This window comes from Archangium lipolyticum, from assembly GCF_024623785.1.
In the GTDB taxonomy this organism is placed as follows: domain Bacteria; phylum Myxococcota; class Myxococcia; order Myxococcales; family Myxococcaceae; genus Archangium; species Archangium lipolyticum.
Window position 1 is genome coordinate 50,934 of sequence record NZ_JANKBZ010000043.1, and the last position, 13,907, is coordinate 64,840.

The 13,907-nt window shown below is 69.4% G+C and carries 11 protein-coding genes and 1 tRNA gene; 7 read left to right on the forward strand and 5 right to left on the reverse strand.

Features of this window, described 5'->3' with window-relative positions; translation table 11 throughout:
- Positions 1 to 37: 37 nt before the first annotated feature.
- Positions 38 to 110: transfer RNA gene (locus tag NR810_RS47140), tRNA-Phe, on the reverse strand.
- Between the two features lie 192 nt (positions 111 to 302).
- On the opposite strand from NR810_RS47140, the gene nhaR reads away from it, so the two are divergent.
- Positions 303 to 1,199, forward strand: a complete 897-nt coding sequence (gene nhaR / locus NR810_RS47145; RefSeq protein WP_257462338.1) for a transcriptional activator NhaR — start codon at positions 303 to 305, stop codon at positions 1,197 to 1,199.
- A 54-nt stretch (positions 1,200 to 1,253) separates the two neighbouring features.
- Here nhaR and NR810_RS47150 read toward each other — a convergent pair whose 3' ends face one another.
- Both NR810_RS47150 and NR810_RS47155 read right to left on the reverse strand, forming a co-directional pair.
- Positions 1,254 to 2,900, reverse strand: coding sequence for an amidohydrolase (locus NR810_RS47150; RefSeq protein ID WP_257462368.1), 1,647 nt, complete (start codon positions 2,898 to 2,900; stop codon positions 1,254 to 1,256).
- A 142-nt stretch (positions 2,901 to 3,042) separates the two neighbouring features.
- Complete coding sequence (locus NR810_RS47155; protein ID WP_257462340.1) at positions 3,043 to 3,246, reverse strand: hypothetical protein; 204 nt, start codon at positions 3,244 to 3,246, stop codon at positions 3,043 to 3,045.
- A gap of 205 nt (positions 3,247 to 3,451) precedes the next feature.
- On the opposite strand from NR810_RS47155, the gene NR810_RS47160 reads away from it, so the two are divergent.
- Complete coding sequence (locus NR810_RS47160; protein ID WP_257462341.1) at positions 3,452 to 4,756, forward strand: glycosyltransferase; 1,305 nt, start codon at positions 3,452 to 3,454, stop codon at positions 4,754 to 4,756.
- A 121-nt stretch (positions 4,757 to 4,877) separates the two neighbouring features.
- Here the strand turns inward: NR810_RS47160 and NR810_RS47165 are convergent, their stop codons facing one another.
- A complete protein-coding gene (locus tag NR810_RS47165) occupies positions 4,878 to 5,768 on the reverse strand; it encodes a cyanophycinase (protein WP_257462343.1) in 891 nt (296 codons plus the stop codon).
- Between the two features lie 224 nt (positions 5,769 to 5,992).
- On the opposite strand from NR810_RS47165, the gene NR810_RS47170 reads away from it, so the two are divergent.
- The 3 genes from NR810_RS47170 to NR810_RS47180 all read left to right on the forward strand — a co-directional run bounded on the left by NR810_RS47170 (position 5,993) and on the right by NR810_RS47180 (position 9,867).
- A complete protein-coding gene (locus NR810_RS47170) occupies positions 5,993 to 7,336 on the forward strand; it encodes an NfeD family protein (protein WP_257462345.1) in 1,344 nt (447 codons plus the stop codon).
- Positions 7,333 to 8,103 carry a slipin family protein gene (locus NR810_RS47175; protein WP_257462346.1) on the forward strand — a complete coding sequence of 257 codons (771 nt, stop codon included), beginning with the start codon at positions 7,333 to 7,335 and terminating at the stop codon, positions 8,101 to 8,103. Before NR810_RS47170 ends, NR810_RS47175 begins: the two co-directional genes overlap by 4 nt.
- Before the next feature lie 78 nt (positions 8,104 to 8,181).
- On the forward strand, positions 8,182 to 9,867 hold the full coding sequence (locus NR810_RS47180) for a hypothetical protein (protein WP_257462347.1): 1,686 nt from the start codon (positions 8,182 to 8,184) through the stop codon (positions 9,865 to 9,867).
- A gap of 110 nt (positions 9,868 to 9,977) precedes the next feature.
- Here the strand turns inward: NR810_RS47180 and NR810_RS47185 are convergent, their stop codons facing one another.
- Positions 9,978 to 10,475, reverse strand: a complete 498-nt coding sequence (locus NR810_RS47185; protein WP_257462348.1) for a DUF2721 domain-containing protein — start codon at positions 10,473 to 10,475, stop codon at positions 9,978 to 9,980.
- A gap of 140 nt (positions 10,476 to 10,615) precedes the next feature.
- On the opposite strand from NR810_RS47185, the gene NR810_RS47190 reads away from it, so the two are divergent.
- Positions 10,616 to 11,122, forward strand: coding sequence for a helix-turn-helix domain-containing protein (locus NR810_RS47190; protein WP_257462350.1), 507 nt, complete (start codon positions 10,616 to 10,618; stop codon positions 11,120 to 11,122).
- Between the two features lie 4 nt (positions 11,123 to 11,126).
- Positions 11,127 to 13,688: a VIT domain-containing protein gene (locus tag NR810_RS47195; RefSeq protein ID WP_257462351.1), complete on the forward strand. Its 2,562-nt coding sequence runs from the start codon at positions 11,127 to 11,129 to the stop codon at positions 13,686 to 13,688.
- Positions 13,689 to 13,907 lie beyond the last annotated feature (219 nt).

A 13,907-nucleotide genomic window follows, 5' to 3' on the forward strand; every position in this document is an offset into this window, starting at 1 on the left:
CCGGAGTCTGACGCCCTTCAAATTTCGTGAGACTTTGTGCCCAGGGGCGGAATCGAACCACCGACACGGGGATTTTCAGTCCCCTGCTCTACCAACTGAGCTACCTGGGCGTTCTGCTCAACCGCGCGAAGTACGGGCGATTTACGGGGACTCGGCCCTTACGTCAAGCTGGTTCTTCAACTCCACCCCACTTCCTCTCCTTCCCCCTCCCCGCTCGCACGCCCGGCCGCCCTCCTCTCCTCCCGCCCGCACACCCCGTGCGTTTCCGTTAAATCCCCGCCATCTCCCCCGGAGGCCCCTGCGTGAGCTGGCTCAACTACCACCACCTCCTCTACTTCTGGACCGTCGCCCGCGCCGGCTCCATCGCCAAGGCCAGCCAGGAACTCCACCTCGCCCAGCCCACCATCAGTGCCCAACTCAAGCTCCTCGAGGAGTCCCTCGGCCACAAGCTCTTCGAACGCCAGGGCCGCCGCCTCGTCCTCACCGACGTCGGCCGCACCGTCCTCCGCTACGCCGAGGACATCTTCCGCCTCGGCAACGAGCTCAAGAACGTCGTCAACGGCATGCCCTCCGGCCAGGGCCTCCGCGTCGCCGTCGGCGTCACCGACGTCATCCCCAAACTCGTCGCCGAACGCCTCCTCCAGCCCGCCTTCGACGTCTCCCCAGACCTCCGCATCACCTGCCGCGAAGGCCCCCTCCCCCAGCTCCTCGCCTCCCTCGCCCTCCACGAGCTCGACGTCGTCCTCGCCGACTCCCCCTCCCCAGAGCCCGTCAGCGTCCGCTCCTTCAACCACCTGCTCGGCAAGTGCGGCGTCTCCTTCTTCGCCGCCCCCAGGCTCGCTCACCTCTCGAAGGGATTCCCTCGCTCCCTCGACGGGGCTCCCGTCCTCCTGCCCTCCGATGCCTCCTCCGTCCGCCGCTCCCTCGAGATGTGGTTCGACTCCCGCGGCATCCACCCCGTCATCACCGGCGACTTCGACGACTACGCCCTCTTGACCGCCTTCGGTCAGCACGGCCACGGCGTCTTCGCCGCCCCCTCCGTCATCGAGCAGGAGGTGTGTCGACAGTTCAATGTCTCCGTCATCGGGCACACCGCTGACATCGAGACCTGCTTCTACGCCATCTCCGTCGAGCGGCGACTCAGGCACCCCGCCGTCGTCGCCATCGCGGAGACTGCTCGGTCACGGTTGTTCGGGTAGCGAGGGTAGACCCTCACCCCAACCCTCTCCCAGAGGGAGAGGGTGTTGCTTCGCTCAGGGGGAACGGTGCACTTCACGGCCATCCACCACCGTCGCCACCACCTTCGCGTCCACCAGTTTCTTCGGCTCGTCCGTCACCGGATCCACCGATAGCACCGTGAAGTCCGCGTCCATCCCCTCCACCAGACGCCCCCTTCGTCTCTCCGCGAACGACGCCCACGCCGGCCCCACCGTGAAGCCCTCCAGCGCCTCTTCCCCCGTCAGTCGCTCCTGGGGCTGCCAGCCCCCCTCCGGTCTCCCCCCCCCGTCCTGACGCGTCCTCGCCGCATACAGCCCCGCCAGGACGTCCGGGTTCTCGATCGGGAAGTCGCTCCCCAACGCCAGCACCGCCCCCGCCTCCTTCAGGCTCCTCCACGCGTACGCCCCCTTCAGCCTCTCCGCCCCAAGTCTCGCCTCCGCCCACCCCATGTCGCTCGTCGCGTGCGTCGGCTGCACGCTCGCCACCAGCCCCGCCTCCCCCAGCTTCTCGATGTCCTCCGGCCGGAGGATCTGCGCGTGCTCCACCCGGTGCCTCAGCGCCTTCGTCCCCGTCCCCGCCGACGCGCGGATCAGCGTGTCCACCACCAGCGTGTTCGCCCGATCCCCTATCGCGTGGATGCACACCTGGAAGCCCCTCTCCATGAACGCCCACGTCCTCGCCGACAGCTCCTCCGGCTCCATCAGCAACAGCCCCGTCTCCCCTGGCGCGTCGCTGTAGGGCTCGTGCAGCGCCGCCCCTCTCGAGCCCAGCGCCCCGTCCAGCAGGAACTTCACCGCCTTCATCTCCAGCATCCGCCCGCTGTACGTCCCCAGCTCCAGGTACGTCTGCCGGTCCCCTCCCTGCCCATCCGCCATCGCGTACACCCGCACCGGCAGCCGCCCCGCCATGTCCCACATCTGCAGCCGCCGGAACGTCCTCAGGTCCATCCCCGCGTCGTGCACCCCCGTCAGCCCCACCTCCGCGCACCGCGCCAGCGCCGCCGAGAGTCTCGCCTCCAACTGCTCGTCCGTCGGCGGCGGCACCACCCCCGCCACCAGGTCCATCGCGTTGTCCACCAGCACGCCCGTCGGCTCGCCCTTCGTGTCCCTCAGGATCCGCCCTCCCGCCGGATCCGGCGTCTCGCGCGTGATGCCCGCCCGCCGCAGCGCCTCCCCGTTCACCCACGCCGCGTGATGGTCCACCCGCGTCAGGTACACCGGAGTCTTCGCAAAGCGCGCGTCCAGCTCGGCCCGTCCCGGAAAGGCCTTGCCCGGCCACCCGTTCTGGTCCCACCCCTTCCCCACCAGCCAGTCCCCCTGGAAGCTCGTGGACGGTGCCTCCCCCAGGCGCTGGATGACCTCGTCCACCGAGCGCGCTCCCTCCAGCCTCGCCACCGTCAGGCTCCGCCCCAGTCCCGCCAGGTGCGCGTGCGCGTCCACCAGCCCCGGCACCACCACCGCGCTCCCGTAGTCGACGACCCGCGCCCCCTCGCCCGCCGCCTTCAGCACCTCCGCCTTCGTCCCCACCGCCAGCAGCCGCCCCTCGCGCACCGCCAACGCCTGGGCCTCCGGCTTCCTCGCGTCCAGCGTCCGGATCCGGCGTGCCACGTAGACTGTCGTCTCCACTCGCGCTCCCTCGGGCGCCCTCCGGGCGCACCCCAGCCCCAGCGCCAGCACCAGCATCCCCAAGAGGACGCCCCGTGCCGCACCGCGGGCCCGTGTTCCGTGTTCGTGTTGGACCATCCCCGGCTCTAGCTAGCCGAATGCCCCGGCCATTGCATCGAGCTTCTGGGTCCACCCGTCCCCGGTGCGGCTCACGTGGGGCTCACCGCGGCTGTGGAGGGATTCCCGCGTCCGGCTCGGTGATCGGTCCCGCGGGCCCCGGCGGCTCCGAGGGCACGTTCTGCACCGTCTCCCGCTGGGCCGCGTCATCGAGCGGCTCCCGGTTCTCCGTCCCAGGTGGCTGGGTCGTCCGGCAAGCCAGGAAGCCAACGAGCACTCCCATCCCTATCAGTAGCGCACGGCGCATGGGCACCTCCACCTTCCAACGCGTTCCGGCCCACCGTAGGGAGCCCCTCCTTCCACCGCAACGCGCTCCCTCCCACTCCGTCCGCCAGCGGATTCACCCACTCCGCCAGGCACCCTCCTTATCGCCCCCCTCCCCTCCCACCGAGCCTCTCCCTCCCTCCTCCACGCTCGCCACCTCGGCCCCATCCTTCCCGCCAGGAGGTCTCATGCTCGACGTCGTCGACATCGGTGATCGCTCCCTCGAGTCCTACCGGGGCGTCGCTCCCGACGAGCAGCTCGATGAGCTCGTCCGCGTCGCCCGCAACCTGCGCGGCGCCCGCATCCTCCACCTCAACGCCACCTCCTATGGCGGTGGTGTCTCGGAGATCCTCCGCTCCAGCGTCCCCCTCCTCAGGGCCCTCGGCCTCCAGGCCGAGTGGAAGATCATCCGCGGCGACGACGCCTTCTTTCAAATCACCAAGCGTCTCCACAACGGGCTGCAGGGCGCCCCCGGCGAGCTCTCCGACACAGAGAAGGCCCTCTACCTCGGCAATGCCCAGCTCAACGCGCCCCACCTCTCCGAGGGCTATGACTTCGTCATCGTCCACGACCCCCAGCCCGCCGCCATCCCCGGTCTCGTCCACCACCGCGGCCCCAAGTGGATCTGGCGCTGCCACATCGATACCTCCCACCCCAACCCCGCCATCTGGGACTTCCTCCTCCCCTACCTCGGCTCCTACGACGCCGCCGTCTTCACCCTCCAGAGCTTCATCCCTCCCCGCTTCCCCGTCCGCCGCGTCGCCCTCATCCCTCCCGCCATCGACCCCCTCAGCCCCAAGAACCTCTCCCTCCCCGAAGACCTCGCTCGCCACATCCTCGAGTGGATCGGCGTCCGCATCAGCCACCCCCTCGTCACCCAGGTCAGCCGCTTCGACAAGTGGAAGGACCCCCTCGGCGTCGTCGCCGCCTACCGGCTCGTGCGCCAACGCATCCCCCGCCTCCAGCTCGCCCTCCTCAGCTCCATGGCCCAGGACGACCCCGAGGCCTGGGACATCTACGAGAAGGTCCGCGCCGAAACCGCCGGCGATCACCTCATCCACGTGTTCACCAACCTCGTCGGCGTGGGCAACGTCGAGGTCAATGCCTTCCAATCCCTCTCCGACGTCGTCATCCAGAAGTCCCTGCGCGAGGGCTTTGGGCTCGTCGTCTCCGAGGCCCTCTGGAAGGGCACCCCCGTCGTCGCCGGACGCGTGGGGGGCATTCCCATGCAGATGCCCCCGGGCATCGGCGGCATCCTCGTGGACAGCGTCGAGGAGTGCGCCGATGCCATGTTTCATCTCCTGCGCTACCCGCAGCAGGCTCATGCGCTCGGCGCGAGCGGACGAGAGCGCGTCCGCCAGCACTTCCTCATGCCCCGGCTCGTTCTCGATGAGTTGCTTCTGTTGGAGGCGCTCGCTCAGGAGCGGCCCGTAGGTGAGGCCTCGCGGGAGAGCGCGGCGGAGTCCTCGATGGCTGGCGACATGGGGCACTGAGACGGCGGAAGACCCTCACCCCAGCCCTCTCCCAGAGGGAGAGGGGGCATACACGGATTCAACCCGGGGCTCGCGTACCCTCACTCCGTCCCTCTCCCGAAGGGAGAGGGGTGGTTGGGTTCTACGGAAGCAGTGTCCTCTGGCCCAGATGGAATCGCTGGCCCTCCACCAGCGCGTGCTGCACCAGCCCCGACACCGCCAGCCGGTTGTCCCTCATGCGCACCACTCGCGCCTGCGTCGCGTCATAGATGACCACCCACCCCTGCCCCAACACCTCCAGCGTCCCCTCCGGCTTCACCCACGCCGCCGTCGCCTCGTCGATCCCCAGGCCCAGCAGCTCCGGGTTCTCCAGGACCAGGCTCTCCAACCGGCCCTGACGCTTCCTCGCCACGAAGTGCGAGTCCACGATCGTCCCCGGCAACAGCCCGATTCCCCGTGTCGTGACGATGTTCGATGCTCGCAGCACCGTCTCGTCTCCTTCGCCCACGAACATCTTCTCGCTCTGGCACGCCGCCCCCGCGCTCGTCCCCGCCACCACTCCTCCCCGCCCCATCAGCTCACGGATGCTCTCCAGCAACGGCGTGTCCACCAGCCGCTGTGAAATCCGGTTCTGGTCTCCTCCCCCGAAGAACACTCCTCCCGCTCGCCGCACTGTCTCCGCCATCTCGGGCTTCAGCGCGTCCCGGCGCTCGTCAACGTGCACCACCTGCACGTTCCTCGCCCCGGCCGCTACCAGTTGCGCCTTGAGCTCCTCTCCCGTGGGACGGCTCTTCTCGCTCGCCAACGGGAACACCACCACGGGCTTCTCGCCGCCTCCCGCCAGTTCCACGAAGCGCTTCATGATCTCCGGCGGTTTGAAGCCTCCGCCAATCAGCAGCAGGTGCCCGCTTCTCACCGGAGCCCTCGGCTCCACGGCGTTCCTGTTCAGCGCGTTCAGCGGTTCGAGCGGTGCTTCGTTCCAGCGCCGGGCCTCGGCGAACACGGGGGCGGGATTCAGTTGGATCGAGGACACGAGGTGTCGCTGTGTAACACAGGACCCCTTCACTCCCGAGGCCGTGCACGGCTGGACGCATGCCCTCCAAGGTGGGGTGACCCGGGCCGGGTTGGTGCTCAGTGGTCTGGCCGGTTCTCAGAGGTGAAGCACGGAGACGGGTACCCTCACCCCGTCCCTCTCCCAGAGGGAGAGGGGTTGGGGCCGCGGTGTTGAGCCCGCGGTGAACGGAAGTGGGGTTCGCGATGCTCGGGGGGTTCGCGCGATGGGTCGCGGCGGCGCTGGTCCTGACCTTGCCCCTGTTCGGCCAGGCAGACGAGCGCGCGGATTCCCCCTCCCTTCCCACCGTCTCCCTCTGTGTCCTCGATGGCATGGTCGATGCCGGCTCCAGCGCCTATCTCGTCGACTGTGTCAGGCGCGCCCAGGACGCCGGTCATCAGGCCCTCCTCCTCCGCCTCGACACCCCAGGTGGTGAGCTCGAATCCACCCGCGCCATCGTCCGCGCATTCCTCGGCGCTCGTATCCCCGTCCTGGTGTGGGTCGGGCCTTCCGGCGCCCGCGCCGGCAGTGCCGGTGTCTTCATCACCCTCTCCTCCCATCTCGCCGCCATGGCCCCCGGCACCAACATCGGTGCCGCCCATCCCGTCGTCGGTCTCACCGGCCAGGACCCCGAGGAGGCCGGTGGCAAGGAGATGGCTCGCAAAATCGAGAACGACGCCGTCGCCTTCGTCGAGGCCATCGCCAAACAACGCGGCCGCAACGTCGAGTGGGCCATCAGCGCCGTCCGCCAGAGCGAGAGCGTCCCCGCCGAGAAGGCCCTCGCCCTGCACGTCATCGAGCACCTCGCCCCCACCCAGGAGGCCTTCCTCGAATGGGCCCACGGCCGCACCGTCACCGTCGCCGACACGCCCGTCACCCTCCGCACCGCCAATGCCCAGATAGTCGAGCTCGCCCCCTCCCTCTCCCAGCGCGTCCTCCACGTCCTCGCCCAGCCCGCCGTCGTCTACATCCTCTTCCTCATCGCCGGCCTCTGCATCGCCGTGGAGCTCACCCACCCCGGCCTCTTCGCCCCAGGCATCACCGGTGTCGTGTGTCTGGTCCTCGCCCTGCTCGCCTCCTCCGCCCTCCCCGTTCGCACCGGCGCCCTCGTCCTGCTGCTCCTCGGCGTCGCCCTGCTCGTCGCCGAGCTCTTCGTCACCAGCGGCCTGCTCGGCGCCACGGGCACCGTGCTGCTCGTGCTCGGCGGCGTGTTCCTCGTCGACCGTTTCGACGCGAGCTGGTTCGTCGACCGTCCCCTGCGGCTCCCCCTGCATACGGTCATTCCCACCGCCGTCTTCTTCGCCGGAGCCGCCGTCTTCCTCGCCTTCCGCGCCGCCGAGACCCGCCGCAGGCCCCAACTCGCTGGCGACGTGGGCCTCGTGGGCGAGATGGGCCAGGTGCTCGAAGCCGTCTCTCCCTCCGGCGGCGCGGTGTTCGTCCATGGCGAGCGCTGGTCCGCCCTCTCCTCCTCGCCCCTTCCCCCCGGCACCCGCGTGGTCGTGCGCCGCGTGGAGGGGCTCACCCTCTTCGTCGACGAGGTGAAGCCATGAATGACTTCTTCCTGAATGCCCTCGGCCTGCTCATCCCCCTGGGCATCCTCGTGCTCCTCTTCATCTCCGGCGTGCGCATCGTCAACGAGTACGAGAGCGGCGTCGTCTTCCGCCTCGGCCGCTTCGTGGGCCTCAAGCGCGCCGGCTTCCGGTGGATCATCCCCTTCGTCGAGCGCATCGTCATCATCGACATGCGCACCGTCGCCCGCGACGTGCCCCCCCAGGACGTCATCACCAAGGACAACGTCAGCGTGAAGGTCAACGCCGTCGTCTACTTCCGCGTCATCCACGCCGACAAGGCCGTCCTCCAGGTCGAGGACTACCTCTACGCCACCAGCCAGCTCGCTCAAACCACCCTGCGCGCCATCCTCGGCCAGGTGGAGCTGGACCAGCTCCTCTCCGAGCGCGACCGCGTCAACCGCGACATCCAGAAGGTGCTCGATGCCCATACCGACCCCTGGGGCATCAAGGTCTCCAACGTCGAGGTGAAACACATCGACCTGCCCGTGGAGATGCAGCGCGCCATCGCCCGCCAGGCCGAGGCCGAGCGCGAACGCCGCGCGAAGATCATCGCCGCCGAGGGCGAGCACCAGGCCGCCGAGAAGCTCTCCCTCGCCGCCGACGTGCTCAACCGCAACCCCATCACCCTCCAGCTCCGCTACCTGCAGACCCTCGTGGAGATCACCGGCGGCGGCAACCAGACCATCATCCCCATCCCCCTGGACCTCATGCGCGCCCTCGGCCTGCAAATCCCGCAGCCCAAGTGAGCCTCCTGACGTTGATTTTCCAGCTCTTTCCTACTATCGAGCAATCCCCGTATTGCCCGAACAAGAGGAGAGAGAAGAATGGTCCTGGCGCCCCACCGCATCACCCGTTCGCGAAGGCTCGTCGCCGTCTCCGTGCTGCTTCCCCTGCTGACCCTGGGGTCCGCGTGTGGCGGCGGCGCATCCCCGGACGAGACGTCCGAAGCGTTCATCCAGGCGGACGGCATCGGTACCGCGCTCGCCGACTCCAACCTGTACGACTCGTTCACCCGCGCGAACAGCACCACCACGCTGGGCAGCCTCGAGACCGGCGGACAGGCCTGGAGCTACACCCCCTCCACCGCGAAGTGGGGAATCATCTCGAACAGGGCCTATCTCGCCACCGATGACGGCACCTGGTACGACCACTACGCCACCGTCAATGCCACCTCCAACGTGCGCGTGATGGTCACCCTGGCCACCCTCGGCCAGTACTCCGGCCTCACCTTCCGCTTCATCGACCGGAACAACTGCTGGAAGCTGGCCACCGACACCAGCGAGGGAAAGTACTTCCTCACGAAGTTCGTCGGCGGCACCCAGACGTTCCCCCTGCAGATCTCCCAGGCGCCCGCCGCCGGTGACGTCCTCGAGGTCCGCACCTCCGGAGACCGCATCGACGTCTACATCAATGGCGTGCTCAAGGGCGGCGTCAACGACGCGAGCCACCAGAGCGCTACCCGCGTCGGTCTGCTCGGCAGCCAGGACAACCTCGCGCGCTACGACGAGTTCAAGGTCTACACCACGGCTAGCACCCGCGACGCCACGCTGCAGCCGTTCCGCTCGAGCTCCATCTGGAACCTGCCCATCGGCACCCAGGCCACGTACGCGGAGACGACGGATCCCGCGACGAAGGATTTCATCGCCACCAGCATCAACGGGATGACCATCAACACCTGGGCCAACTGGGATGTCTATTCCCACCCCATCACCTTCGCCTCCTCGAGCGATCCCTGGGCGACGGTGACCGACTACAACGACTCCTCGCGCAACGGGGCCTATTACATTCCCTCGACGGCCGTCATCGCCAACGGCACCGACAAGCACATGCACATCATCCACCCGACCCGCGCGTTCATCGACGAGGCCTGGGACGTGACGCGGCAGTCGACCACGTCCTACAGGGTCGGGCGTCATCACAAGATCGACCTCTTCGGTAACGGCATCGGGCCACAGAATGGTGTGCGCGCCTATGGTGGCTCGGCCATCGGCGGGCTCATCCGCGGCTGGGAGACCGACCCCACCCATCCGAAGTACACGGGGAAGATCCAGCACGCGCTGGCCGTCGCCGTCGACCGCGTCCAGCTCTATTACAGCGGCGGCTACAGCGGCTACGACGCGAACGGATACGGCACCGCCAAGGGTTACGTCTGGCCCGCCACCGAGCAGGACTGGGGCAGCGAGACCACCTACAAGGGCCACGTCCCCATGGGCGCCTACTTCGCCATCCCGCCCTCGGTGGACATCAACGCGCTGGGCCTCTCGCCGCAGGGCAAGATGGTCGCCCAGGCCCTGCAGGACTTCGGTGCCTACGTCACCGATGCCACCGGCGCCACCGTCGCCTTCTACGTCGAGCCCACCGCCCCCTCCTCGTTCGTCAACGCCCTCCGCAAGGATCTCCCCCTCATCCGCTCGAAGATGCGCCGGGTGACGAACAACAGCGCCTCCACCCCCAACGGCCCCGGAACGCGCCGCGTCCCCATGCTGCCGGAGCTGGCTCCCGCTCCCTGAGCGCACTCCCCAGCACGCGCCCTGAAAGAGAAGAGCGGTCCCTGGCATGTGCCGGGGACCGCTTTTCAGTTCATCCGGACGTCAGCCGGCTCCCCGGTGGGAGCACCCCCTCACCGGCTCCGCTCACCGGGCGGCGAGGGAGTCTCCGCGTCCCTGAACATCTCGCGCTTCTCCAGCGCGATCGCGTCCCGGCCGAGCCGCAGCGACGCCAGCGCGAACACCGCGATGACTCCCAGCAACACCACGCCCACCGAGAAGGACACCACCGGCAGCACATCCGGCACGCCGAAGCGCCGCTGCGACAGGTACAGCAGCGAGGTCAGCACGAACGAGATGAGCGCCCCGTAGGCCATCCCCATCGCCCGCGCCAGCAGCAGGTGCCTCCGGTCCAGGATGGCCACCTCCGCCTTCAGCACCTCGCGCCGTGGGTCTTCCTCCGGCAGCGAGCGCCACTCCTTCAGCATCTCCCGCAGGCGGGACGTCATCCGCGCGATCTGGTTGTCCAACCCCGAGGCCAGGATGCCGCACGCGGACACCATCACCGCTGGTGTCACCGCCGCTCCAATGACCCGGATGGAAGAGATGTCCACGCCGACCGTCGCGTCCATGGGCCCTGCTCTGTCCCACCGCGACCCGCCTGGTGCAAGCCCGGCTGCCCGCCCCCTCCCTCTTCACAGTGGCTTCATGACAGTGGCGAATCAACAGTGGGAACTTGACACCAGCACTGTCGAATCCTACTGTCAGGGTCGTGAGCACGACGAAGACACCCAGGGAGTGGAAGCTGACGGAGCTGGCCGAGGCGGCGGGCGTGTCCCCGCGGACCGTGCGCTACTACGTCCAGCGGGGACTCCTGCCCGCCCCGCCCTTCAAGGGGCCGGACACCGCCTACGGGGAGGACCACCTGCTGCGCCTCAAGGCCATCCGCGCCCTGCAGGCGAAGTTCCTCCCGCTCGATGCCATCCAGGTGGAGCTGGCGCGTCTGGGCCCCGATGAGCTGAAGGCGCTCGCCGAGTCCGGCCCCGCCCCTCTTCCGCCCCCTGGACCCATCCCCGCCGCCGAGGCCCCCGCCCCGGCTCCCCTCACGGCTCCAGAGAAGGCCAGGGCCTCTGTGTCCTCCCCCGACGGGGTGACAAGCTGGCGCCGGTGGGAACTGGCGCCAGGGCTGGAGCTGCACCTCGCCGATACGGCGGACGCGAAGACCCGGGCGCTCGTGGAGCGAGTGCGCGCCCTCATCCAGGAGTCCCAGGAAAGGTAGAGCCATGGAGAACGTCGAGAACGTGAAGGCAGGGCTGTACACGCAGAGCGGTGCGCAGGTTCCCCTTCAGGGCGTGGACGTCACCGGCGAGCTCCTCGGCGGCCATGCCCGGGTGCGCGTACGCCAGCGCTACCGCAACGCCGAGTCCAAACCCGTCGAGGCCGTCTACGTCTTTCCCCTCCCCTCCGACGCCACCCTCACCGCGTTCTCCATGGAGTGCGCCGGGCGCCGCATCCAGGGTGTCCTCAAGAAGCGCGAGGAGGCCTTCCGCGCCTATGACGACGCGGTGACGGCCGGCCACGGCGCCGCGCTGCTCGACCAGGAGCGCCCCAACGTCTTCACCGCCCAGGTGGGCAACCTCCTGCCCGGTGAGGAGACGCTCGTCGAAGTCGAGTTCCTCCAGGCCATCCAGGTGGAGGAGGGCTGTGTGCGCTGGGCTTTGCCCACCCTCGTGGCTCCCCGCTACATCCCCGGCGCTCCGATGGGCGATCGCACCGCCCACGGCGCCGCCGACCCCACCGACCGCGTGCCCGACGCGGACCGCATCACCCCGCCCGTGGGTGACGCGCGTTACGGCCTCACGTTGGACCTGCTCGTCTCGCTCGGCCGCGAGGTGGTGGTGGAGAGCCCCTCGCACAAGCTGGACGTCTCCCGCGCCGAGGGTGGGATGCGCGTGAAGCTCTCCCAGCCGGGCGTGGCCCTGGACCGGGACCTCGTGCTCAGCGTGCGCAGCCCCGATACGAGCACCCCGCTCACCACGCTCGTCACCCACCGCCAGGGCCAGGAGCCCGGCACCTTCGCGCTCACCGTGGTGCCGGACCTGCTCGGCATGGCCGCGGGCCCCAAGCGCCAGGAGGTGGTGTTCGTCGTGGACACCTCCGGCTCCATGGACGGCGAGAGCCTCCCCCAGGCCCAGGGCGCGCTCCGCCTGTGCCTGCGCCACCTGCGCGAGGGCGACCGCTTCAACGTCATCGCCTTCGAGAACTCCTTCCACCTCTTCTCGCCCGAGCCCGTCCCCTTCACCCAGAGGACCCTGGAGCAGGCCGATCGCTGGGTGGCCGCCCTGCACGCCAGCGGTGGCACCGAGCTGCTCGAGCCCATGCGGGCCGCCGTGCGGGCCGTGCCGGACGGTGTCGTGGTGCTCCTCACCGACGGCCAGGTGGGCAACGAGTCGGAGATCCTCGACGCGGTGATGGCCGAGCGGAAGACGGCCCGCATCTACTCCTTCGGCATCGGCACCAACGTGAGCGACGTGCTGCTCAAGGACATGGCCCGCCAGACGGGCGGCGCGGTGGAGTTCATCCACCCTGGCGAGCGCATCGACGACAAGGTGGTGGCCCAGTTCTCCCGCGCGCTCGCCCCGCGCGTCACCGGCGTGGAGGTGCGCTTCGAGGGCGTGGAGGCCTCGGAGCTGGCCCCCGCCGAGCCCCCGCAGCTCGTGGACGGCTCGCCGTGGAGCCTCTTCGGCCGCTACACCACGCCCGGCTCGGGCAAGGTGCTGCTCAAGGGGAAGTCCGGCGCGGAGACGTTCTCGCTCTCCATCCCCGTCAGCTTCCCCGCCGAGAGCGACAGGCCCGCCGTGGAGAAGCTGTGGGCCGCCGAGCGCATCCGCTCCTGGCAGGACGCCGCGCTCGTGGGCCGGCGCGCACAGGCCCTCCAGGAGCGCATCGTTCAACTCGCGCTCGCTCACGGCATCGTCACGCCGTACACCTCCTTCGTCGTGGTGGAGGAGCGCACCGGCGAGCGCCGCGCCTCGGGTCAGCCGGAGACTCGCGTCATCCCCGTCCACGCCCCCGCCGGCTGGGCCATGTTCGACACCGCCAAGGAGGAGGCGGAGGGCTCGCCGGTACAGCACCCCAGGGTGGCGATGGCGAAGAAGGTCGCGTCCTTCGCGAATGTCTCCGCGGGTGCGCCCCCGCCCCCTTCGCCCATCCGGTACGCGTCCGCTCCGTCCGCGCCGCCTCCTCCGGCTCCTGTGTCCGCGCCGGCGCCGGCTCGCGCCGCGGCCGCTCTCCGTCAGGAGCAGACGAAGGGTGGCGGCTTCTTCGAGCGGCTGCGTCAGGGCAAGAAGAAGGAGGTCGCGTCCTCGGCCGGGCCCGCCGGGGATGCCTTCGCGGCCCCGGAGCCCCTGTCCCTGGAGGACGCCAGCGTTGTCCCCTCGAGCGTCGCTGAAGAGGCCGCCGCTGACGGCGGCGTGGGCCTGCTCGGGCAGCAGCTCGCCAGCGGCCTGTGGGCCGGCACGGGGACGGGCTCCGAGCCCGTACGCCAGGCCCGCGCCACCGCGCTCGCCCTGCTGGAGTTGCTGCGCCAGGGGATTACCAGCAGCCACGCGTTGCACGGCGCCCAGGTGAAGAAGGCCGTCGAGGCCCTGCTCTCCCTCGTGCCCCAGTTGGGCGGTTCTCCCGACATGGCCGAGCTCGCCCTCGGCGTGGCCTGGCTCGTGGCCGCTGGTCCTCGCACCCGGGGACGCATTGCCCAGGCCGCTCAGCCCATCGCCGGGCTCAGCTCGCGGCTGGAGAATGAAGTGGCTCTCCGCCAGCACGTGGATGCGCTGGCTTCGCGGTAGACGGAGGCACAGGGGGGAAGACCCTCACCCCAGCCCTCTCCCAGAGGGAGAGGGGGCATACACGGTGAGGAATCGGGTTAGACCCTCTCCCTCTGGGAGAGGGACGGGGTGAGGGTATGGAGTGAACCCGGGTTCCCCTCTGTCCCTCCCCGCTCCTCGGGTTGGAGAACAGGGACAGGTACCCTCACCCTGACCCTCTCCCGGAGGGAGAGGGAATGG